The sequence below is a fragment of the Micromonospora sp. NPDC047644 genome (assembly GCF_040704315.1).
Lineage (GTDB): Bacteria > Actinomycetota > Actinomycetes > Mycobacteriales > Micromonosporaceae > Micromonospora.
The window spans coordinates 14,908-35,252 of record NZ_JBEYSY010000002.1; the positions used below are offsets into that span (position 1 = coordinate 14,908).

At 69.6% G+C, this 20,345-nt stretch carries 21 protein-coding genes; 9 read left to right on the plus strand and 12 right to left on the minus strand.

What is annotated here, in order from left to right:
* Positions 1-16: 16 nt before the first annotated feature.
* The 4 genes from AB0877_RS03320 to AB0877_RS03335 form a co-directional block, all read right to left on the minus strand.
* Entirely contained in the window at positions 17-853 is an 837-nt protein-coding gene (locus AB0877_RS03320) for an aldo/keto reductase (RefSeq protein WP_366606228.1), read from the minus strand.
* Positions 850-2,652 (minus strand): glycoside hydrolase family 15 protein, encoded by a 1,803-nt coding sequence (locus tag AB0877_RS03325; protein ID WP_366606230.1) that lies wholly within the window; start codon positions 2,650-2,652, stop codon positions 850-852. Before AB0877_RS03325 ends, AB0877_RS03320 begins: the two co-directional genes overlap by 4 nt.
* Positions 2,653-2,655: 3 nt before the next feature.
* Positions 2,656-3,132: a hypothetical protein gene (locus AB0877_RS03330; protein ID WP_366606232.1), complete on the minus strand. Its 477-nt coding sequence runs from the start codon at positions 3,130-3,132 to the stop codon at positions 2,656-2,658.
* Positions 3,133-3,798: 666 nt separating this feature from the next.
* Positions 3,799-4,221 (minus strand): hypothetical protein, encoded by a 423-nt coding sequence (locus tag AB0877_RS03335; protein WP_366606234.1) that lies wholly within the window; start codon positions 4,219-4,221, stop codon positions 3,799-3,801.
* A 523-nt stretch (positions 4,222-4,744) separates the two neighbouring features.
* Between AB0877_RS03335 and AB0877_RS03340 the strand changes: the two genes are divergently transcribed.
* Together AB0877_RS03340 and AB0877_RS03345 are read left to right on the plus strand one after the other, a co-directional pair.
* On the plus strand, positions 4,745-5,626 hold the full coding sequence (locus tag AB0877_RS03340) for a hypothetical protein (protein WP_366606235.1): 882 nt from the start codon (positions 4,745-4,747) through the stop codon (positions 5,624-5,626).
* Between the two features lie 15 nt (positions 5,627-5,641).
* The gene (locus tag AB0877_RS03345) at positions 5,642-7,294 is read left to right on the plus strand and encodes a DEAD/DEAH box helicase (protein ID WP_366606237.1); all 1,653 of its coding nucleotides are present in this window, start codon (positions 5,642-5,644) and stop codon (positions 7,292-7,294) included.
* A 221-nt stretch (positions 7,295-7,515) separates the two neighbouring features.
* Here AB0877_RS03345 and AB0877_RS03350 read toward each other — a convergent pair whose 3' ends face one another.
* Both AB0877_RS03350 and AB0877_RS03355 read right to left on the minus strand, forming a co-directional pair.
* The gene (locus tag AB0877_RS03350; protein ID WP_366606239.1) at positions 7,516-7,719 is read right to left on the minus strand and encodes a DUF397 domain-containing protein; all 204 of its coding nucleotides are present in this window, start codon (positions 7,717-7,719) and stop codon (positions 7,516-7,518) included.
* Positions 7,712-8,599, minus strand: coding sequence for a helix-turn-helix transcriptional regulator (locus tag AB0877_RS03355; protein ID WP_366606241.1), 888 nt, complete (start codon positions 8,597-8,599; stop codon positions 7,712-7,714). Before AB0877_RS03355 ends, AB0877_RS03350 begins: the two co-directional genes overlap by 8 nt.
* Positions 8,600-8,831: 232 nt before the next feature.
* On the opposite strand from AB0877_RS03355, the gene AB0877_RS03360 reads away from it, so the two are divergent.
* On the plus strand, positions 8,832-9,134 hold the full coding sequence (locus tag AB0877_RS03360; protein WP_366606243.1) for a DivIVA domain-containing protein: 303 nt from the start codon (positions 8,832-8,834) through the stop codon (positions 9,132-9,134).
* Positions 9,131-9,382 carry a hypothetical protein gene (locus AB0877_RS03365; protein WP_366606245.1) on the plus strand — a complete coding sequence of 84 codons (252 nt, stop codon included), beginning with the start codon at positions 9,131-9,133 and terminating at the stop codon, positions 9,380-9,382. Before AB0877_RS03360 ends, AB0877_RS03365 begins: the two co-directional genes overlap by 4 nt.
* Positions 9,383-9,451: 69 nt before the next feature.
* Here the strand turns inward: AB0877_RS03365 and AB0877_RS03370 are convergent, their stop codons facing one another.
* Genes AB0877_RS03370 through AB0877_RS03385 form a run of 4 tightly spaced genes read right to left on the minus strand, consistent with a single transcriptional unit; the run spans position 9,452 to position 11,594 of the window.
* The gene (locus AB0877_RS03370) at positions 9,452-9,649 is read right to left on the minus strand and encodes a DUF4926 domain-containing protein (protein ID WP_366606246.1); all 198 of its coding nucleotides are present in this window, start codon (positions 9,647-9,649) and stop codon (positions 9,452-9,454) included.
* Position 9,650: 1 nt separating this feature from the next.
* A complete protein-coding gene (locus AB0877_RS03375) occupies positions 9,651-10,811 on the minus strand; it encodes a WXG100 family type VII secretion target (RefSeq protein ID WP_366606247.1) in 1,161 nt (386 codons plus the stop codon).
* Complete coding sequence (locus AB0877_RS03380; protein ID WP_366606249.1) at positions 10,808-11,128, minus strand: type VII secretion target; 321 nt, start codon at positions 11,126-11,128, stop codon at positions 10,808-10,810. Before AB0877_RS03380 ends, AB0877_RS03375 begins: the two co-directional genes overlap by 4 nt.
* Complete coding sequence (locus AB0877_RS03385; RefSeq protein ID WP_366606250.1) at positions 11,115-11,594, minus strand: YbaB/EbfC family DNA-binding protein; 480 nt, start codon at positions 11,592-11,594, stop codon at positions 11,115-11,117. The genes AB0877_RS03380 and AB0877_RS03385 overlap by 14 nt, the downstream gene beginning before the upstream one ends.
* 352 nt (positions 11,595-11,946) lie before the next feature.
* On the opposite strand from AB0877_RS03385, the gene AB0877_RS03390 reads away from it, so the two are divergent.
* Positions 11,947-12,891, plus strand: coding sequence for a TAXI family TRAP transporter solute-binding subunit (locus AB0877_RS03390; RefSeq protein ID WP_366606252.1), 945 nt, complete (start codon positions 11,947-11,949; stop codon positions 12,889-12,891).
* A 10-nt stretch (positions 12,892-12,901) separates the two neighbouring features.
* Here the strand turns inward: AB0877_RS03390 and AB0877_RS03395 are convergent, their stop codons facing one another.
* Positions 12,902-14,338 (minus strand): HAMP domain-containing sensor histidine kinase, encoded by a 1,437-nt coding sequence (locus AB0877_RS03395; RefSeq protein WP_366606253.1) that lies wholly within the window; start codon positions 14,336-14,338, stop codon positions 12,902-12,904.
* 4 nt (positions 14,339-14,342) lie between these two features.
* Positions 14,343-15,026 carry a response regulator transcription factor gene (locus tag AB0877_RS03400; RefSeq protein ID WP_366606254.1) on the minus strand — a complete coding sequence of 228 codons (684 nt, stop codon included), beginning with the start codon at positions 15,024-15,026 and terminating at the stop codon, positions 14,343-14,345.
* 144 nt (positions 15,027-15,170) lie between these two features.
* Here AB0877_RS03400 and AB0877_RS03405 point away from each other — a divergent pair, with 144 nt between their 5' ends.
* From AB0877_RS03405 to AB0877_RS03420, 4 genes are read left to right on the plus strand one after another with little or no spacing between them, the layout of a single operon-like run.
* Positions 15,171-16,193 (plus strand): tripartite tricarboxylate transporter substrate-binding protein, encoded by a 1,023-nt coding sequence (locus AB0877_RS03405; RefSeq protein WP_366606255.1) that lies wholly within the window; start codon positions 15,171-15,173, stop codon positions 16,191-16,193.
* Between the two features lies 1 nt (position 16,194).
* Positions 16,195-16,656 (plus strand): tripartite tricarboxylate transporter TctB family protein, encoded by a 462-nt coding sequence (locus tag AB0877_RS03410; RefSeq protein ID WP_366606257.1) that lies wholly within the window; start codon positions 16,195-16,197, stop codon positions 16,654-16,656.
* A 20-nt stretch (positions 16,657-16,676) separates the two neighbouring features.
* Positions 16,677-18,182, plus strand: coding sequence for a tripartite tricarboxylate transporter permease (locus AB0877_RS03415; protein ID WP_366606259.1), 1,506 nt, complete (start codon positions 16,677-16,679; stop codon positions 18,180-18,182).
* 43 nt (positions 18,183-18,225) lie between these two features.
* A complete protein-coding gene (locus tag AB0877_RS03420) occupies positions 18,226-20,160 on the plus strand; it encodes a Na+/H+ antiporter NhaA (protein WP_366606261.1) in 1,935 nt (644 codons plus the stop codon).
* The last annotated feature ends 185 nt before the right edge of the window (positions 20,161-20,345 follow it).

The following is a 20,345-nucleotide window of genomic DNA, read 5'->3' on the forward strand; positions in this document are numbered from 1 at the left end:
TCGCATGTCGGCTCGGTCAGAACTCCTCGTACACCGCCGGGTCCTGGTCCGAGAGCCGCCCGTCCGGGCGGCCCAGCGCGGTGATGGCCTCGACCTGCGCGTCGGTGAGCGTGATACCGAAGACGTCCAGGTTCTCGGCCTGCCGCTGCGGGGAGGCGGCCTTGGGCAGCGGAATCACCTGACGGGCCACGTGCCAGGCGAGGATCGTCTGCGCCGGGCTGACGCCGTGCGCGGTCGCGATCTCCACGACGACGGGGTGCTGCTGGAGGTCGTTGCCGTGGCCGAGCGGGCTCCACCCCTGCACCAGGATGCCGTGCTCCCGGTGGTAGTCGAGCGCCTCCTGCTGCGGGAAGTACGGGTGCACCTCGATCTGGTTGACCACCGGGGCGACCCCGGTCTCGGCCACCAACCGCTCGATGTGCTCGGGCAGGAAGTTGGAGAGCCCGATGTGCCGCACCAGGCCGCGCTCACGCGCCTCGATCAGCGCCCGCCACGCCTGCACGTACCGGTCTTCCTTGGGGTTCGGCCAGTGGATCAGGTACAGGTCGACGTGGTCGAGGCCGGTGCGGAACACACTCTCCTCGATGGTGGTCAGCGCGTCGTCGTAGCGGTGGTGCCGACCCGGCAGCTTCGAGGTGACGACCAGCTCGTCCCGCAGGTCACCGGCCGACCGGGCGGCCCGGCCGACAGCGCCCTCGTTCTCGTAGTTCACGGCCGAGTCGATCAACCGGTAGCCCGTCCGGATCGCCTGACCGATCGCGTCGACACCCGCCGAGCCGTTCAGCTTGTAGGTGCCGAGCCCGATCGCCGGCAGGGTCGTGCCGTCAGCGGCCGTCAGGTGCGGAATCGTCATGATCGGAACCCTACCCGCGCGGGGGCGTCCCGGATGGCGAGTGCGGCCTGGATCAACGCGGCGTGGGTCAGCGTCTGAGGGTAGTTGCCGAGGTGGACGCCCGTCGCCGGGTCCACCTCTTCCGGGTAGAGGCCGAGCGGGCTGGCGTGGTCGACCATGGCCTCGAACAGCTCGACGGCCTCACGGCGACGCCCGGTGCGGGCGAGGGCCTGAACGAGCCAGAACGAGCAGGGCAGGAACGCGCCCTCGGTGCCGGGCAGGCCGTCACGTCCGGGCGGGTAGCGGTAGAGCAGTGGCCCGCCGGCGGAGAGCCTGCTCCGGATGGCGTCGATGGTGCCGCGTACCCGGGGTGAATCGGTCCGGTCCATGTCGAGCAGCGGCAGGACGAGCAGGGCCGCGTCGAGATCCCGGGAGTCGTACCTGCGGACGTAGCTGCCCGCCGTCGGGTCGAAACCGCGCGTCCGGACCTCGGCGGCGATGGCGTCCCGGGCGTCCTGCCAGCGTCGACGTTGCCGCTGCGGTAGGGGGTGCGTGCCGGCGATGGCCAGGGCGCGGTCCAGGGCGAGCCAACCCATGAGCTTGGAATGGACGTGCTCGGCCGGTGCCCGTACCTCCCAGATACCCGCATCGGGCTCCCGCCATTGACTGGCGACCACGTCAGCGAAACCGCGGACCGTCCGCCACGTCTCGGCGGGGAGGCGGTGCCCGGCCTGAGCGAACACCCAGGCGGCGTCGATCACCCACCCGTAGCCGTCGAGTTGGTGTTGACTGGCGGCGCCGTTGCCCATCCGTACCGGAATGCTGTTGCGATAGCCGGGCCAACCAACCAGGTCATGTTCCGCGGGAACGCGCCGGCCGTGCAGGGTGAGCAGCGCCGGCAGGCGTGGCCGTTGCAACCGGGTGGCGTGCAACAGCCAGGCGAGGAAACCGCGCGCCTCGTCGGTCTTGCCGACGCTGAGGAAGGCGCTGACCCCGATGCTGGCGTCACGCGGCCAGACATAGCGGTAGTCCCAGTTCCGTACACCGCCGGGATCCTCGGGCAGTGAGGTGGTCGGTGCGGCCACCGGCGCTCCCGAGGGCGAGTAGGTCAGCAGGCGCAAGGTGAGCAGACTGCGTACGACGTGATCCCGGAAGGGCAACCGCTCGTCGATCTCCGCGGTCCAGGCCCGCCAGCGGGCCTCGTCCTCGACGAGTAGTTCCCAGGCGGCTGTCGGGTCGACGTGGACCACCGGTTCGCGGTGGGCGACGGCCAGCACGAGGGTGACCGGATGCCCCGGCCTGACCGTCATCGAGGTGGGCCGACCCGGTTCGATTCTGAACGTGGGCGTGCTGTCCAGCGCGACCGCCAACGCCCCCCACTCACAGACGAGCCCCTGGCGCCGGTGCTGTGCCCGGGGCCGGTGGTGCCGCGCGCCAAGGCGGGGATCGAACTCCACCACCGCCTCGACCGCTGCCTGCTCGGCCGACAGCCGTCGCACGATCAGTGTCGTGGGCAGCAGGCGACCGCTGACCTCGGCCACCATCGCCTCCGTGAGGCGGAGCCGCCCACCGCCCGCCGCCCACGTGGTCTCCAGGGTGGCGGTGTGCTGCCGGTACCGGCGTTCAACGACGGTGGCCGGCCCGGCCGGGCCCACCCGGAACGTTCCGGCGTCCGGGCCCCCGACCAGTCGACCGAACAGGGGATCGCCGTCGAAGCGTGGAACGCAGAACCAGTCCATCGCGCCGTCACTCGCGACCAGGGCAGCGGCGCGCGTGTCGCCCAGCAGACCGTAGTCGCTGATCGGCGGCCGGTCAGCCACGAGTCACCTGGGTTGCAGGAGCAGCCCGAGACAAACCCCGTAGACAAGGTGGACGACAGCCGTGACCAGCGGGGTCTGGATGCCGTAGTTGAGAGCGAACAGCCCGGGCGGCTCCAACACCGCCGTGCTTGCCGGTCCCGCCCGTTGCGAGGCCATGCGCGGGTGGACACCAGGAAGCAGCGGCAAGATCACCGTCAGCGCGATCCCGACGTGCACAATCCCGAGCAGTGCCCCGATCCACCAGTCCGCCCGATGCAACAGCGCGAACGTGGCCGCGTAACCCAGGGCGAAACCCTGACCGGTGCAGAGGTGGAGGAAGAACCCGACGACCCGGGCCCGATCGGGGTCCTCGGTGACGAAGGCCCCGAGTACCAGGGGAATATCGAGCCGGGTGAGACCGGCCAGTTGAGCGGTGATCATCGCAGCGGTGAGCGCCGCGGTGGCGACCAACCCGAACAACGCCCATCCGGCCCAGTCCATCTCAGCAGTCGTCGACGTCGCGGGCGTTCGCGGTCATCGGTCACCCCTCCGGCTGAACAGCGTGAATCCCACGGCCCGGACCGGACACCCGGGGGCGGGTGTCCGGTTTATTACCATAAGCCACTGGAGCTGTCGCGCCGACCTGCTCGCCCAGACGCCCCTTGCCGAGTTGGCAGCAGGTCGGCCGCCGCCAGGCAGCGCTGCGGTGTCGGTACGTCGTCAGTGGTCGTCTCCAGGCGTGTGTCCGCGGACCGACGGCTCATCGATCCGCCCGGGCTGAGCGGTGGCAGTGGGGAGGCCACTGCCGGCCCGGCTGGGGCGAGCGGCAGAGTCGGGAGCCTTGATGGTGGTTGGACGCTGTAGAGCTGATGTCGCAGACGAATCAGAGGCTCAGCACCGGACGCTCGGGGCACCCGGGGAAAGCTCAGAGCGTGGTGTTCGCATTTCAGTCGAGCAGGAACGCGTCGACCAGGGCGTGCGCCCGAGGGCGCAGGTCGAAGGACTCCTCCCGCCGTCTGCGAGCCACGTGCGACAGGCCGTCGGCGGCCTCGTGAGGCGTGGCCGCTGTGCCCCTTTGACGTGGGCGAACGTCAGGCCGGGGCGGTGGACAGCCTTCGTGCCGGCGGCCAGAGCGGCGCATTGAGCCGCAGCAGACCCCTCGACGTCTCAGCGTCGCCGGTCCGTGACGCGGATGGTCAGGACCGTGCCGTCCCGGCCGAACGACACCACGCCGTTGCGCGGCCGGGACCGCGACCATCGGCGGCGGATCAGCGGTGCCGCCCGGAGGTACGCGGCGACCTGGCCGTTCGCAAGGTAGCGATAGAGGTTGCTCTCTACGCCGCGGAACACGTCCAGGGTCTTGCCGTTCGGCAGCGGGGCGCGGTAGAGGGTGCCCTCCGCACGCAAGTCATCCGCCACGGACTGCGCCATGGCGGTGCTCACCGCCCACGACGGGTCCAGCTCGAACAGCCTCAGTTGGCCGGAGGAGGGTTCCTCGTCCGCACGTTGCCGTGGCGTGGCGTAATGACGGGCGGTGGCGCTGTCGCCGGCGAACAGCAGCGCGGTGGCCGCTACCGCCCGCAGCAGCAAGCGCGGCGCGCACCTCGTCCGCGGTCACGGCAGGCCAGCCGGCACGCCGTCGTTCTCCCAATCGCGGCCGTGATCCGTGCTGCCCGCATTCCCGCGTCGGCGTACCAGTCGCCTATCGAACCCCTGCTGGTGATGCCGCCCTCCGATACGTCGCCTGCCGAATTGAAGTGCTGGGCGTCCGTCGCGCGGCCGGCAGACCTGTCAGCCACGCCGCCCGTCCACATGGAAGCGATGACCGGCGGGCGTGTCCAGTCTGTTCGGAGGAGGGCCTCTTGCGAGGCGGCTCATCGTGGCGAGACCCGTTGAGCAGGTGTCGCGAAGCCGACAGGACGTTCTTGGGGAATCCCTTCGACTTCCGCCTATCGTGGGCTGCTCCGCCCACAGTGGATTGCCTTAGCTGAGTGGTCGGAATCCGTGCGCCCACTCCGTTTCTGCCTTCATGACCGCCGCCTGCTGACGTGGAGCACGGAGTTTGCATCGATCGTCGGGCGGACAACCTCCCGCCGGACCACTGGAGCTTGACATGACGGCCGACAAGCCTGTTCCTGCCCTCCCGGATCGCCTCCGGGATCTGTTCGCGAGTTGGAACGCCGCTGGACGTCCAGCGCAGCGTGCCATGAAGTGGAACCGATCCACGTGGCAAGCGACGTTGCCGGACCATCACGACCTTCTTGCCGAGCTTCCGGACAGGATTGACCGTGACGTTGTGGCGCAGCGAGGGTGCCATGCCGGTGACGGCGAGGCCGAGGCGGTCCAAGCCTTCGTCAGCGCCATGGTGTGGGGTTATGGGTCGATCGGATACGGTGCGTTTCGGACAGCGCGCGTACTGCGGGTCAATCCGAATGCGCCAACCCTGCTCCGGGAGGCGGCAATACGAGTCCGCCGCGACGGCGGGGCTGAAGCCTTTGCCTGGTTAACGGATAACCGCCTGCGCTACCTCGGCGTCGCCTTCGCGACCAAGTACCTCTTCTTCTGCGGCGCGGCCCAGGCACCCGCGTTGGTGCTCGACAGTCTGGTGCAGCGCTGGCTGTGGCGGAATGCGGCCTTCTCGGTGAGTTTGAACTGGCAGGTAGCGCACTACCGCCGGTACCTGGCGTTGCTGAGCGGATGGGCCGACGAGTTGCGAATCACGCCGGAACAGGTCGAGCAGTTGATCTTCACGGACTCCGCCTCGCAGCAGCCGGGTACTCCGTGGGGTTCTCCATTGCTGAGCGCAGCCGATAGCGCCGACGCTGCCTGTGCTGAGAGCGCCGTCCTGGATGCGCTCGATGAAGCCCTGGCTGCCTATGCCGAACTGGGCGACGGTGTCGGGCCAGGCGACATCGAGGATTTCGAACTCGGCGTACGCCAGTTGCGCCGCATCGTGCTGGCCCGCAGCGTCACACACCGCAGTTCGTCGACCTGACCAAGCCGGGAGTAGATGAAGCACCTCTGGCAGTCGACGACCCGGCGACTGCGGGAGTGTCGAACCAACAGGAAAGGGCAACGGGTGCAGCGGGAGCGAATGTGGTTGGCGTTGTGGCAGCTATTGGTGGAGCGGCCTGGCCAGCACAAGCGGCAACTGCTGACAGGGCTGCAGCGCATGGGCCTTGTCGACCTCACCACGACAGACGTCAACCGAATGCTGTACGCCAGCCCAGACACCTTTGCGCATGATGGTGGTGCGCCTCCGGTCTGGCGCCTCACCGATCAAGCGCAACTCGTCGACCTGAACGATCCGCTCACGCCGGCGGCACCATTGCCGCGCTGCTACGTCGGCAAGGCCCCTCGTGCATGGCAGGCCGAGGCGTTCGCCCAGTGGCAAACCGGGGGCCGATGTGGAGTTGTGGAGGCCGTCACCGGGACAGGCAAGACGACGGTGGGGGTTCTCGCAGCGGCAGCGGCGGTGCAGGCCGGCGAGAAGGTGTTGGTGCTCGTGCCCGGCAGGGAACTGCTCGATCAGTGGCATGAGGTGTTGAGCCGTGATCTTCGGAATACTCGCGTCGGACGACTCGGGGACGGCCACGGGGACTCATTCGACGACCACCAGGTTTTGGTGGCCACCGTCCACTCGGCAGCCAGGTACCAGATGCTGCGCCCGGGATCGGCTGGACTGCTCATCGCTGACGAGGTGCACCGGTACGGGGCGAAGACGTTCGCCTGGGCACTGGAGCCCGAGTTCGGTGCCCGGTTGGGACTGACGGCGACGTACGCGCGCGAGGACGATGGTCTGGAGGAGCACCTTGAGCCCTACTTCGGCGGCGTGGTGATGGGCTGCAGCTATCAGCGTGGCCTGGCCGACGGGATCCTTGCGCCCTTTCGCGTGGGCTTTCTCGGCACCGATTTTACTGCGGATGAGCGTGAGCAGTACGACCTCTACGACGAGCGTGCCAGGACTCTCCGTGGTCGGCTGATCCTCGATCATGGCTGTCCGGACGAACCGTTCGGTGAGTTCATGGCCCACGTCAATGAGCTGAGCCAAGGGGGCAACGGGAACCGCAATGCTACGGCGGACGCGCGCCGATACCTGCATGCTTTCAGCAAGCGGCGTCAGCTGCTCGCGGACTGCCACCACAAGCAGGAGACTCTCGCGTCCCTGGCACCGGTTCTGGCGGTGGCTGACCAAGGGCTGGTGTTCGGCGAGACCAGGGCCAGCGCCGAAAAGGCGGCGGCAGTGCTCCGCCGCAACGGTGTCGCTGCCCTGGATTTCACGAGCGCCCTGCATCAGACGGAACGCAAGCGGCGGCTCGCGGCATTCAAGCACGGGCAGGTGAAGGTCTTGACCGCGCCGCGGGTCCTGGACGAGGGGATCGATGTCCCGCAGGCAGAGGTTGGCGTGATCATGGCCGGCAGTCGAAGTAGACGCCAGATGATCCAGCGCATGGGCCGGGTGATCCGACCCAAGGCCGACCGCCGTCCGGCAACCTTCTTCGTCCTCTACGCCAGGGGTACCTCGGAGGATCCGAGGATGGGCGCACACGAGGACTTTCGCGAGCAGCTCACCGTTGTTGCCCAGGACTTGAAGGACTTCCCGGCCCGCACGACGCTCGCGGACCTCTTGCAGTGGTACGGCGAGGGCAGGTTGATGAACTGATGCTTCCCGTGGCGGAGGTCAAGCCCACGGCATGTGGCCTTCCTGATCCGTGACGGGGTAGCAGAGAAGGGCCAGCGGGTCGACTTTCCTCGTGAGGTAATCGCCACCGGGCTGGATGGATTGGCTCGGCACGGGTGTTCAGTACGCACCCGCCGTTTGGTCCCGCACATCGGACTGCACGGGCCGTCCCCACCTCCGTGCGACTGCGAGGGCATACGACTTCAGTCGGTCAGCGTGTTGTTGCGGGCGCCTCCGACGAAAGCGCACCAAGCGGCTGGGCGAAAGGTGAGAGCCGGTCCGGCCTGATCCTTGGAATCACGCACGTAGACAGTGTCGGCGAGGTTGGTGGCGACCTCGACGCAGTCGCCGCCGTTGTCGCCGCTGCGGGTGCTCTTGCGCCAGACGGCACCGGTCAGGTCAGTCATGCCGCATCTCCCCAGCGATCCGCTTGATCATGTCAGTCGATTCTGCCTCGCCGAGGGCCAGCGCATCCAGCCCTTTCCAGACGCGCTCGTAGGCGGCCAACTCGTCGGGCTTGTCGAGGTAGAGCGCCCCGGTCAACGACTCGCTGTAGACCACCGACGGCTCCGGCGCGGCACGGCCACCCTTGGTCGTCGGAAAGTCGAGGACTACGAACGATCCCGCGACCGCTCCGGGCTGGGCGCCTGCTGCCAGTGGCAGCACCCGGACGCTGATGTTCGGTAGCTCGGACAGCTTGATGAGGTGAGCGAGCTGTTTGGTCATGACCGGTGGGCCGCCAACGCCACGACGGAGGACCGTCTCAGACAGCACGGACTCGAGCCTGGGAGCCGCTGGCAACCGCCGAGAGAGCAATGCCTGCCGTTGCAGTCGGACCTGTACGGCCCGCTCGCGTTCCTCCTCGCTCAGCATCCCGCCGAGGCGGTAAAGCGCGTGGGCGTACTCCTTGGTCTGCATGAGCCCAGGGATGAGCGACTCGTCATAACGGCGGAGGTGGGCGGCGGCGGATTCCAGGCCCACGTACAGCTCGAACCAGTTCGGCACCGCATCGCCGTACGCGTGCCACCAGCCTTTCGACTTCGTCTCCGCAGCCAGCCCGCGCATCGCCTCGGTCATCTCCGCCGATACCCCGTACAGCTCGCACATCGCCTTGACGTCCAGCACGCGGACCGAGCCCTGGCCGCATTCGAGGCGCCAGATCTTCTGCCGGCTGTACTCAAGGGCCTCGGCGGCGGCGTCGAGCGTCACCCCGGCCTCGTTGCGGAACTGTCGCAGCAGGCGGCCGAGTTGCCGGCGCGGCACTGTCGATCCGATGTCTTCGGGCATCCGCGCACTCCCTGGTTCCAACACACGCAACACTGCGTGACCCGCTTCTGCAACTCCTACGCGTTTCAGCAAAGCAAGTCAATGCACAACAGCGAAATTGCGGTTTAGAACGTTGCGTTTCCACTCCGTAGTGTCGCAGGCTGATCACAGCACGGCGGCCGTCCGGTCCCCCCGACCGGCCGCCGTGCTTCCCCGAACCCCTCGCCCCTCCGCATCAGGAAGGCAGGCAGACATGAACGCCAGAAACCAGCGACCGAGGACGGCGAGCGGTGGTGCGACCTACCGCTCCGCCGCGTACACCAGTCTGTTGCCGTGGCAGGTGCGTGAGCGCCGCTTCGTGCCGGTCGGGTTCGGGCGTCGCGGTCTGAACCCCGACGACGTGTACGCCTTCCTCGACCGGGTCGCCGGCGACATGGCCGCCGTCTACGCCGCACTTGCCGAGAGTCGCCGCGAGACCGCCCGCATCAAGGCCGGGCTGCGTCGCTGGCAGAGCGATCAGGTCCGCGCCCGCAACGAGCAAGGCCAGGCCCGATGAGCCAGCGGTACATCATCCACCTGCCCGTCGTCGCCAACGACCTGCCCGCCGCGCAACGCCTGGCCCGGGTCATCGGCCGGTGGATGCTGGTGCTGCCGATGACCGACCCGGGGGAGACCACCGTCTCCGAAGAGGACCATCAGCTCGTCCGGCACCGGGTCTTCTGCGATCGGCGGATGCCAGGCGGCCGGCGCTGCGTGCTCCGCGACGACCACGACGGCCACTGCTCCCGCCGCCTACGCCGGTGACCAGGCGTCTCCAGGCCGCCGTGCATGATCGAGTTAGTGATCTGTGACGGAGCTTGACGCACCGATCAACTATCCGACTCGGCGGATTACCTGGTCGGCCCGGAGCGTGACCATGGCGATGGTGTGGCCATCGGCGTCGGCGAACTCGACCTCGTAGGCAGTCGAGGGGCTGTCGAAGACGTGAACGACGGTTCCCACTGCCCCGGCAGGAAGTTGTTCTCCCGGAATGGCTTCTCGTAGTTCAACCACGTCGTACAGCTCCAACATGTCACCCTTCCTTGGGCGGGAACGAGATGGTCACCATCCGAGGTGAAGAGGACCCGTTCTCCAGTATCCAGGCTGTGCGGACGATGACCGTGCCACCCGGCCCCGTCAGGGGTAGGTCCACGTTCCATCGCTGGCCGAACTCGTCGGCCTTGCCCAGCAAAGGCGTGCCAGCGACGACGCCTTCGCGGATCTGCTGCATGATCACGTCGGCGTCGTCCGGCCCGAGGCCGGTGGTGGAGTTGATAACGCGGTACTTGTTCTTGCCGACAGGGTGGTCCGGGTTCATGGCGTAGGCGGTGATCTTCCGTGCGTCGATCTCGGCCTTGGTGAAGTCCGGTCGGCCGGGATCGCCCGGAATCTTCGTGGGCTCGGGGCCATCCGGCTTCTGTGGGGTGGGCGGCTGCTTCTGGAGTCGCCCCAGTGCCTGCTTGAGTTTCTCGATGAGGTCGCCGAGCCGGCGCATCTCCGGAATCAACCGCCGCAGGCTGGCCAGCAACCCGCGCAACAACCGCGCGATCCGCGCACCCCACGACGCCACCAAGGTCGTGACCTGCTCCACGACCAGCGGCGCGGCCAGTCCGCCGGTGATGAGGAGTTCGCCCGCGTACACGATGATGCGGGACACGCAGGCGGCGATGGCGTCGCGGACGAGGAGTCGGACGGCGGCCACCAGGCCGGCGGCCCCTTCGGTGATTGCGGCCATGGTGTCGGCGCCCTGGGCGAGGCCGGTGATGGCCTGTTGCTGTTCGGCGGTCCAGGCCCGGTAGGCGGGACCGGCGCTGCCGCCCCAGCCGGCGACGTCGGTGCGCACGGCGCGTGCCAGTTCGGCGGCGTCGTCGCGGAGTGACCCGGCGATGTTGCGCCAGGTCTGGGCGTGTGCGGTGATCTGCGCCGGGTCGCCGGCGAGCCAGTCCAGCGCCTCGCTGAGTGGCTTGACGTGTTCGATGAGCCAGGCGATGCCGTACTGGAGCAGGGCGCCGACCGGGTCGGAGGCGAGGGCGAGGGCGTCCAGGCCGGCGCTCACGACGCCGAGGCTGCCGTCGATCCAACTGCCGGTGCGGACGCCCTGGGCGATGAGTTCGATGTCCTCACAGATCCACACGCCCGCCCAGGCGCTGGGTGGGGTGTCCGCAGCGGCGGCGACGAGCGGGTTCGACGTCACCTGTGTCGCCGCACCCCGTCGAGTAGCTGCTTGGCGTGGGCGTCGGAGCGTCGGTAGCGGTCGGCTCCGACGCGCAGCTTGCCGGCGGTGTCCCGTACCGATGCGGCGGCGGCGCCGATGCTGTCGACCAGGGTGCGCTGGAGGCCGTCGAGCAGTACCGGCATCATCGCGCAGAGCTGCCCGTACGCGTCGGTGCCCAATCGGACGCGCTGGCCTGCCTGCTGGGCGGTGTCGAGGCTGCTGGCGCAGCGGTCGAGGCGGGCCGCGTGGGCGGTCAGGTCGTCCGGGTCGACCTGGATGCCGTCAGCGGCGGGCATCGTTCGATCCCTGGTCGGGGGAGAGTCTGCTGCGGTACGAGTCGATGATGGCCTGGGCGCTCGCGTCGTCGCCAAATGACTCCCTGGCTGCGGCGCTGACCTGTCGAAGCAGGTCGGCGCGCGCGGCAGCGGTGGTCTTGAGGATCTGCCGAGCGGTGTGCGCGGCGGGTTGTTGCCGGACGCGTTCGTCGAGCCGTAGGTCGAGCAGCAGGCCGGTTGAGTCGACTGTGACGTCGATAGTCCGGTCGGTGTTGTGGGCGGTGCCGGTCAGGCCCTGCACCGTCGCCGACATCGTCTTGGCCCGTGCTGCCCGCTCGGCGAGCGACGTCTCCCACTCGTCGAGCCGGCGCTCCGCCGCGTCGAGCGCAGCGTCGTCCGCCCACACGTCGACCCTCCCCAGGGGACCACCGCCGGCAACAACCGGCGACATCACCAGCACGCTACCAACCAGTGGCGCAGCGTGCATGCCCCCAGAATGAACGCCAAAAACGCATCGCCAAGCGAAGCCCGCGCTCCGTCAAACCCCGCCCGCCCCGCCGATCATGGACTTGTGGTGGGTAACAAAGCGCCCGTTAAAGCGCTAAATCAGGCACCACAACTCCATGATCGACGGAGTCAGGCCGCGATCTTGCAGTTTCTGTCGCGACAAATGACGCAGAGGCCCGCATCTCGACGACCGAAACTGCAAGATCGACGGGGTGAGGGGCGGGGCGAGGGGCGGGGCGAGGGGCGGGGCGAGGGGCGGGGCGAGGGGCGGGGCGGGGTGCGGGGCGGGGTGCGGCGGGGCGGGGCGGGGCTGGGGTTCGTATCCTTTTGGGATGGTGGGGCTTTCTCGGCGGGCGGTGTTGCTGGCCGGGGGAGGGCTGCTCGTCGGTTGTTCGGGGCGGTCTGAGGCGGGCGAGGTCCAGCTGCGACTGGCGACCGGGCCGGCGGGGGCGGTCTACCGGCGGATCGGTGGGGCGCTGGCCGAGCACATCTCGGAGCAGGTGCCGGGCGCGACGGTGACCACGGTGCCGAGCGGGGCGTCCACCGACAACATCCGGATGTTGCGGGCCGGTGAGGTGCACCTGGGGTTGACCAGTCTGGACGCCCTGATCACCAGCGACGGCAGCGCGCCCGGTGGGCTGTCGGCGATCTGCCGGCTCTACGACAGTCATCTGCATCTCGTGGTCATGGCCGGCTCGGCGATCGACGAGTTCCGGGATCTTGCCGGCAAACGCGTGTCCCTCGGTGCCCACGACTCCGGTACGGAGTTCACGTCGCGGCGGGTCCTGCAGCTCGGCCCGCTCGACGCCGACGGCCGCAACCTCAGCCAGGCCGAGTCGGCGGCGGCACTTCGCGACGGCACGATCGACGCGATGTTCTCGCTGACCGGTGTCCCCACACCGGCCATCACCGAGTTGGCGCAGCGGCACCCGATCCGGTTGATTCCGTTGGACGCGCAGGCGGACGGGCTCTTCACGGCGTACCCGGGTCCGTATGCCCCGGCCATGATTCACGCGGCTGCCTACGCCGGCGTTCCGGCGACCCGCACGGTCGCCGTACCGAATGTGCTGCTGGCGCGCGACGACCTGCCTCACGAACTGGTCTACGCCATCACCGACACGATCTTCACGCATACCGGGGCGATCACCTCCGGCGACCGCGACGATGCGGAGGCCCTTCCGGAGGCGTGGCAGATCAACGTGCGTACCGGGATCTCCACCGCGTCGGTCCCGCTCCACCCGGGCGCGGCCGCCTGGTTCCGCGACCGCAAACGCTGAGGCGTGACCGTCAGACCGGCGTCGGAGCGTCGGACAACGACGCCACCCGGGGCGCGGCCGGCAACACCACCACCGCGGCGAGCCCGTTCCCGGAGCCGTCCGGACGGGGCAGGCCCTCTTCCAGCCGCAGCTCACCGCCGGCCGCCCCGATCAGGTCGGCGCAGATCGCCAGGCCCAGCCCGGTCCCGGGCACGTTCTGGTGTCGAGGTGAGCGCCAGAACCGTTGCGACGCCTGGGCCCGCTCGGACGCATCCATGCCCTGGCCGTCGTCGCACACGGCGACGGCGACCGCGCCAGCGGGACCGACCCGCGCGGTCACCTCCACGGACTGCGCGTCAGACAGCCGCAACGCGTTGCTGATCAGCTCGTCCAGGATGCTGCCCAGGCCGCCCGGCGGTTCCATTAACCGCAACCCCGGGGGTACGACGACAGTCAGGGTCTGCCCGGCCGTGGCCGTCAGGGCCCGCCACCGGTCCACCCGGGTCGCCAGCACCTCGTCGAGGTCCACGGGTGACGCCGTCCGCAGGCTCTCCATCCGAGCGCTGGCCTGCAGCGAGTTGAGCATCCGCTGCATCGCCTTCAGCTCGTCGACGGCGACGTCGTACACCTGCTGCCCGTCGCCCTCGGGCCGCAGGTGTGGTGCGAGGCTCTCCACCGCGAGCCGGAGGCTCGTCAACGGGTTACGTAACTGGTGCGACGCGTCGGAGACGAAGGCGCGCTGCCGCTGGGCGGCGTTCTCGACGGCGTCCATCATGGTGTTGAACGACCGCGCCAGCCGCCGCAGCTCGATCGGGCCGGCCTCGGCGTCGGCGCGGATGGTCAGGTCTCCCTCGGAGATCCGTGCGGTCGCCGCGTCGAGCTTCCGCACCGGGCGCAACACCCACGCCGACACCGGCCAGGCGACGGCCGTCAGCGCGAGCAACGGCAGCAGCCCGAGCCCGGCCAGCCGGGCCCAGCGTACGAGGATGAGCTCGCGCGTCCGGGTCAGGTCGGAGATCGTCACGACGGCGCCGACGACCTCACTGTCCCGGCCGACCGGTTCCGCCACCACGAGTGCGGAGTCGTCCCAGGGCGCCCACTCCCAGGACGGGTCGGAGCGGGCACCGGCGAGTGCGGCGGTCACGATCCGGGGCAACGCCGCCTCGGCCTGCGCCGCCTTCTGGTACGCGTCGGCCGGCCCGAGCAGCACCGCACCCGACGTGTCGATCAGCGCGACGGGGATGCCGTAGAGCTCGTGGTACCGCGTCAGCTCCTGCTGCAACGCCTCGGTGCGGCCGGTCGACAGCGCGGTCTCGGCCAGCGAGGCGAACCGGCCGACGTCGCCCAGACGGTTGACGTACGTCTCCTGCATCTCACGTTCGGCGACGGTGATGCTGAGCGGCACCCCGAGCGCCGCGACGAGGAGCACGGCGAGGGGCACCAGGACGACGAGCAGTCGTCGGTGCACGAGGTCAGCCGATCAGCTCCGGCTGGTCGGCCAGCAGCCGATAGCCGACGCCGTGGACGGTGCGGATGACCACGTCCGGCCTCAGCTTGTGCCGCAGCGCCGCGATGTGGGTGTCCAGGGTGCGGCTCGACGATTCCCAGGTCGCGCCCCAGATCTGGTCGAGGATGACGTCGCGGCTGACCACGTTGGGCGCCCGCCGGGCCAGGAGCAGGAGCAGTTCGAACTCCTTGCGGGTCAGCGGCACGAGGTCGCCGTCGACGGTGACCTCCCGGGTGCCGACGCCGATGCGCATCGGGCCGAGGACGAGCGGCTCGTCGGTCTGGCCGAGGGCACGAGCGGCCCGTGTGCGCCGCAGGACGGCGTCGATCCGGGCGAGCAACTCGGGGATGCCGAACGGTTTGACGATGTAGTCGTCGGCGCCGGCGCGCAGGCCACGGACCCGTTCGTGCTCCTCGGATCGCGCTGTCACCGCGATGACGGCGGTCTGCGGGTGGTGCCGCAGCTTGCGGATCACGTCGAGCCCGTCGCCGTCGGGGAGACCCAGGTCGACGAGGACCACGTCGGACGGCGCGGCGCGCTCGGCTTCCGTGGCGGTGGCGACGCGGTGAACCTCGAAGCCCGCCTGGGTCAGGACGGTCACCAGACCCCGCGCCACGCGGTCGTCATCCTCGATGACGGTTATCCGCATACCGCCGAATTGTACGGCCCACAGCGGGGCTCGTGCCGGCCCGGTTCTTGGGATTTTTCTGACACCGTCCGGGCCCCGACCAGCAGAGACTGGGAGCCAACGAGGTGCCGAGAGATGTCCATGCGTTGATGGGGAGGTCGCCATATGCGAACGACCAGCAGGTACCGGGCCGCCGCGCGGATGATCGCCGCGATTGGTGTCGTCGCGCTAACCGCCGCCTGTTCCGGCAACGGAGGGGCCACCGGCGGCGGGGACGCCGCGAACTACCCGGACGAGAACATCACGATCGTCGTGCCGTTCAGCGCGGGTGGCCCGACGGACACTGTCACCCGGATGATCGCCGGGCCGATGGCCGCGAAGCTCGGCGGCAAGATCGTCGTCCAGAACGTCGAGGGTGCCGGCGGCACTGTCGGCGCCGGCGATGTCGCACGGGCCAAGCCGGACGGCTACACGGTGCTCATGCACCACATCGGCATGTCGACGGCGCCGGCCCTCTACAAGAGCCTCGGCTACAAGCCCCTGGAGGACTTCGAGACGGTCGGGCTCGTCACCGAGGTGCCGATGACGATCGTCGCTCGCAAGGACTTCGCGCCCGCGACCCTCCCGGACCTGGTGACCCACGTGAAGGCGAACGCCAACAAGGTCACGCTGGCCAACGCCGGCATCGGCGCCGCGTCGCACCTGTGCGGTCTGCTGTTCCAGAGCACCACCGGGGTGAAGCTCCAGGAGGTTCCGTACCAGGGCACCGGTCCCGCGCTGACCGACCTCGTCGGCGGCCAGGTCGACTTCATGTGCGACCAGACGACGAACACCAGCGGCCAGATCGCCGCGGGAAAGGTGAAGGCGTACGCGGTCACCACACCCGAGCGGGTGAAGAGCCTTCCCGACCTGCCCACCACCACCGAGGCCGGGCTGCCGCAGCTGAAGGTCAGCGTGTGGCACGGTCTCTACGTTCCGGCCGACACGCCGCCGGAGATCGTTCAGAAGCTGTCCGAGGCGTTGAAGGTGGCGCTGGCCGACCAGGGGGTCATCGACCAGATGGCCAAACTCGGGACCGCGCCGGTCCCGGCCCAGGACGCGACCCCGGACGCCCACCGGGCGAAGCTCGACGAACAGCTCGGCACCTGGGCGAAGATCATTGCCGACTCCGGGGTCAAGGTCTCCTGAGGTGGAGCGCCGTCGGTCGTTCCCGGACGTCCTCGCCGGGGGGATCTTCGTCCTGATCGGTGGCGCATTCGTGGTGGGGGCGCTCGGCTACGAGCTGGGCACCCCGACCCGGATGGGCCCCGGCGCCTTCCCGCTGCTGGTCGGCGCAGCCGTGGTCGCCCTGGGCCTGGCGATCGCCCTCAAGGGTCTCGTCGCCGGTGAGGTGATCTCCTTCGGGCCGGTCCCGTGGCGGGCGGTCGCCGTCATCATGCTCGCGGTCCTGTTCTTCGGGTTCACCATCCGGCGGCTCGGGTTCGTCCCGACGACGGCGGTGACCGCACTGCTCACCACCCTCGCCAGCTCACGCGTACGGCTGCTCACGGCGGTGGCCGTGGCCGCCGGGCTGACCGTGGCCAGCACGCTCATCTTCGTCGTCGGACTTCAGCTGCGGATCCCGCTGTGGGGCCCCTGGCTGGGCCTCTGACGCGGCATCCGGATTGAGGCATGGAACTCCTCGACAACCTCGCGTTGGGCTTCTCGACGGCCCTGTTGATCCAGAACGTCCTCTACTGCTTCGTGGGAGTGGTGCTGGGGACCGCCGTCGGCGTGCTGCCCGGCATCGGGCCCACGGCCACGGTGGCGATGCTGCTGCCGATCACGTTCAGCTTCGAACCGGTCACCGCGCTGATCATGCTGGCTGGCATCTACTACGGGGCGCAGTACGGCGGCTCGACGACCGCCATCCTGATCAACCTGCCTGGTGAGTCGTCAGCGGCGGTCACCGCGCTGGACGGGCACGAGATGGCCCGCCAGGGTCGGGCCGGCCCCGCCCTGGCAGCCGCGGCGATCGGGTCCTTCGTCGCCGGCACCGTCGCAACAGTGGCGCTGGCCGCCGCGGCCCCGCCCCTGGCCAGCGTCGCGTTGAAATTCGGCCCGGCAGACTACTTCTCCCTCGTGCTGTTCGGCCTGATCGTGTCGATCGCGCTGGCGCGCGGCACCGCGCTCAAGGCACTGGCGATGATCGCGCTCGGCGTGCTGCTCGGCACTGTCGGCCAGGACATCTACACCGGGACTCCGCGCTTCGTGTTCGAGCAGCGCGAGCTGTACGGCGGCATCGACTTCGTGTCGGTCGCCGTGGGCCTGTTCGGGGTGGCCGAGATCCTGCGCAACCTGGAGAACGAGCAGACCCGTACGGCGATCGTCAGCAGGGTGACCAACCTCTGGCCCACCCGCGAGGACCGGCGTCGGATCGTCGCCCCGATCCTGCGGGGCACCGGTCTCGGCGCCGCGCTCGGTGTCCTGCCCGGCGGCGGTCACGTGCTGGCCTCGTTCACCTCGTACGCGGTCGAGAAGCGCGTCTCGAAGCGGCCACAGGAGTTCGGGCGGGGCGCGATCGAGGGCGTCGCCGGCCCTGAGTCGGCGAACAACGCCGCCGCGCAGACCTCGTTCATCCCGCTGCTCACCCTGGGCCTGCCCGCCCACCCGGTGATGGCACTGATGATCGGCGCGTTCATCGTCCACGGCATCACCCCGGGTCCGAACGTCATCAACGACGAGCCGGCGCTGTTCTGGGGCCTGATCGCCTCGATGTGGATCGGCAACGTGCTCCTGCTGCTGTTGAACCTGCCGCTGATCGGTCTCTGGGTGCGCATGCTGCGCATCCCGTACCAGGTGCTCTTCCCGATGATCATCCTGTTCGCGGCGATCGGCACCTACTCCCTGAACTCCAACGCGTACGACGTCTACGCGATAGCGTTCTTCGGGATCCTGGGCTACGTCCTGATCAAGTGCGGGTGCGAGCCGGCGCCCCTGCTGCTCGGCTTCGTCCTCGGCCCGCTGCTCGAGGAGAACCTGCGCCGCGCGCTCATCATCTCCCGTGGCGACCCGTCGGTCTTCGTGACCCGGCCGATCTCCGCGGCGCTGCTGGTGCTGGCCGTCGTCGCGCTCGTCGTCGCCGTCCTGCCGACGATCCGCCAGCGGCGCGCTGTCGTCTTCGCCGAGGAGGACTAGCAATCCGGACCACGTGACGGTCAGGGCGACGAAGATTGTTTCCGTGACGAGCGACAACACGCAGCGGGGGTGGTCCGCCCGAACCATCTGGGACCGGCGGTTCGACGCCCCGCTGCGCTCGTTCCTGCGTACCGAGACCGGCGGCGCGCGGGTGGTGCTGATCGCCGCGGTGGCGGCTCTCGTCTGGGCGAACCTCAGCGCATCGTCGTACGAGTCGGTCTGGAACACTCCGTTCTCGGTCCGGCTCGGCGACTGGCAGGTGGCGCATGACGTGCGCACCTGGGTCAACAGCGGCCTGATGACGTTCTTCTTCCTGGTCGCGGGGCTGGAGTTGCGCCGCGAGTTCGACATCGGTGAGCTGCGGGAACGGCGTCGCCTGGCGTTGCCGATGCTGGCCGGGGTCGGCGGCATGCTCGTGCCGATCGCCATCTACCTCGCCATCAACGCCGGGCACACCACCGCTGCGGGCTGGGGTGCGGTGATGGCCACCGACACGGCGCTCGCGCTCGGCGCCCTGGCCGTCTTCGGGCCACGCTTCTCGGAACGGCTGCGGGGTTTCCTGCTGACCGTCGCCGTCGTCGACGACGTGGTGGCGATCGCGGTGCTGGCCATCGCGTACCCGCATCATCCCTCGCTGACGGCGCTGGTCGTCGCGGCGGCGATCTTCGGCGTGGTGCTGCTCGTCCGGGGCTGCGGGGTGCGGTTCGGGCCGGTCTACGCGCTGCTCGGGGTGGCGGCCTGGCTCGCCGTCTCGATGTCCGGTGTCGACCCGGTCGCGGTGGGCCTGGTGATGGGGCTGCTGACCTACGCCTACGATCCCGGCCGCGGCGACCTGCAGCGGGCCAGCGACCAGTTCCGCCTCTTCCGGGAGCAGCCCACCCCGCAACTGGCCCGGATGGCCCGCGCCGGGCTCATCTCGGCGCTGTCGCCCAACGAGCGGTTGCAGACCCTCTACCACCCGTTGGCGAGCTACCTGGTGGTGCCACTGTTCGCGCTGGCCAACGTCGGCATCGTGATCGACGGCGACCTGCTGGCCAGGGCGGTGACCTCCCCGGTCACGCTGGGGGTCGTGGTTGCGTACGTCGTCGGCAAACCCGCCGGGATCGTCATCACCGCGTGGTTGGTGACCCGGCTCAGCGGCAACCGGTTCCGGCCACCCGTCGGTTGGGTCGCGGTCGCGGGCGTCGGCACGATCTCCGGCATCGGGTTCACCGTCGCCCTCCTGATCGCCACCCATGCCCTGAGCGGCCCCGCCCTGGACGAGGCGAAGTTCGGTATCCTCGTGGCGACGCTCGGCGCGTCGGTCGTCACCTGGATGGTGTTCCGGTCCGTCGGACGACTCTCGCCGGCGCGGCGGACCCGCGCGCTGCTGGGCGTCACCGAGGGGATCATCGACCTGATGCTGCCGGTCGATGCGGACCGCGACCACATGCGGGGGGCGCTCGATGCGCCGGTGACGGTCGTGGAGTACGGCGACTTCGAGTGCCCCTACTGCGGGCAGGCCGAGCCGGTGGTCCGGGAGCTGTTGGCGGACTTCGCCAACGTCCGGTACGTCTGGCGGCACCTGCCGCTCACCGACGTGCACCCGCACGCCCAACTCGCCGCCGAGGCCGCCGAGGCGGCGGGGGAGCAGGGCGCGTTCTGGGAGATGCACGACCTGCTGCTCGCCCACCAGGACGCTCTCAACCCCGCCGACGTGCTCGGCTACGCCGAACAGCTCGGCCTGGACCTGGACGGGTTCCGGGAGCACATGGTGAAACGCATGGGTGTGGACCGGATCGCCGAGGACGTCGACTCGGCCGACCTCAGCGGCGTCACCGGCACCCCGACCTTCTTCATCAACGGCCGCCGCCACCACGGCGCGTACGACATGGCCGCGCTCTCGGCGGCGGTGAAGGCGGCGTTCGCGAGCGCGAAGCTGCGCCCCGAGTACCACCCTCGGGACCCCGGTCGCCGGGAGACCGGCCCGACGAGCTGACCGCGCGGGCACGCGGTCGTCCGGGCCCGTGGCCACCTGCCGGCCGTCGGCGGTGCCGCCACGATCCCCGGGTACGGGTAGGACGCCTCGCTGACCTGCCGGGAGTCGCGGCGTCGCGGCGCCAACGGGATCTACCGTCGATGACCTCCGACGCGCCTCCGCCTCGCGGGCGGGCTGGACGTCTG

Excerpts from the sequence above, each read along its gene's own strand:
- AB0877_RS03320 (WP_366606228.1), bottom strand. The coding sequence starts at position 853 with ATGACGATTCCGCACCTGACGGCCGCTGACGGCACGACCCTGCCGGCG.
- AB0877_RS03330 (WP_366606232.1), bottom strand. The coding sequence starts at position 3,132 with ATGGACTGGGCCGGATGGGCGTTGTTCGGGTTGGTCGCCACCGCGGCG.
- AB0877_RS03340 (WP_366606235.1), top strand. The coding sequence starts at position 4,745 with ATGACGGCCGACAAGCCTGTTCCTGCCCTCCCGGATCGCCTCCGGGAT.
- AB0877_RS03345 (WP_366606237.1), top strand. The coding sequence starts at position 5,642 with ATGAAGCACCTCTGGCAGTCGACGACCCGGCGACTGCGGGAGTGTCGA.
- AB0877_RS03350 (WP_366606239.1), bottom strand. The coding sequence starts at position 7,719 with ATGACTGACCTGACCGGTGCCGTCTGGCGCAAGAGCACCCGCAGCGGC.
- AB0877_RS03355 (WP_366606241.1), bottom strand. The coding sequence starts at position 8,599 with ATGCCCGAAGACATCGGATCGACAGTGCCGCGCCGGCAACTCGGCCGC.
- AB0877_RS03360 (WP_366606243.1), top strand. The coding sequence starts at position 8,832 with ATGAACGCCAGAAACCAGCGACCGAGGACGGCGAGCGGTGGTGCGACC.
- AB0877_RS03365 (WP_366606245.1), top strand. The coding sequence starts at position 9,131 with ATGAGCCAGCGGTACATCATCCACCTGCCCGTCGTCGCCAACGACCTG.
- AB0877_RS03370 (WP_366606246.1), bottom strand. The coding sequence starts at position 9,649 with ATGTTGGAGCTGTACGACGTGGTTGAACTACGAGAAGCCATTCCGGGA.
- AB0877_RS03380 (WP_366606249.1), bottom strand. The coding sequence starts at position 11,128 with ATGCCCGCCGCTGACGGCATCCAGGTCGACCCGGACGACCTGACCGCC.
- AB0877_RS03385 (WP_366606250.1), bottom strand. The coding sequence starts at position 11,594 with ATGCACGCTGCGCCACTGGTTGGTAGCGTGCTGGTGATGTCGCCGGTT.
- AB0877_RS03390 (WP_366606252.1), top strand. The coding sequence starts at position 11,947 with ATGGTGGGGCTTTCTCGGCGGGCGGTGTTGCTGGCCGGGGGAGGGCTG.
- AB0877_RS03400 (WP_366606254.1), bottom strand. The coding sequence starts at position 15,026 with ATGCGGATAACCGTCATCGAGGATGACGACCGCGTGGCGCGGGGTCTG.
- AB0877_RS03405 (WP_366606255.1), top strand. The coding sequence starts at position 15,171 with ATGCGAACGACCAGCAGGTACCGGGCCGCCGCGCGGATGATCGCCGCG.
- AB0877_RS03415 (WP_366606259.1), top strand. The coding sequence starts at position 16,677 with ATGGAACTCCTCGACAACCTCGCGTTGGGCTTCTCGACGGCCCTGTTG.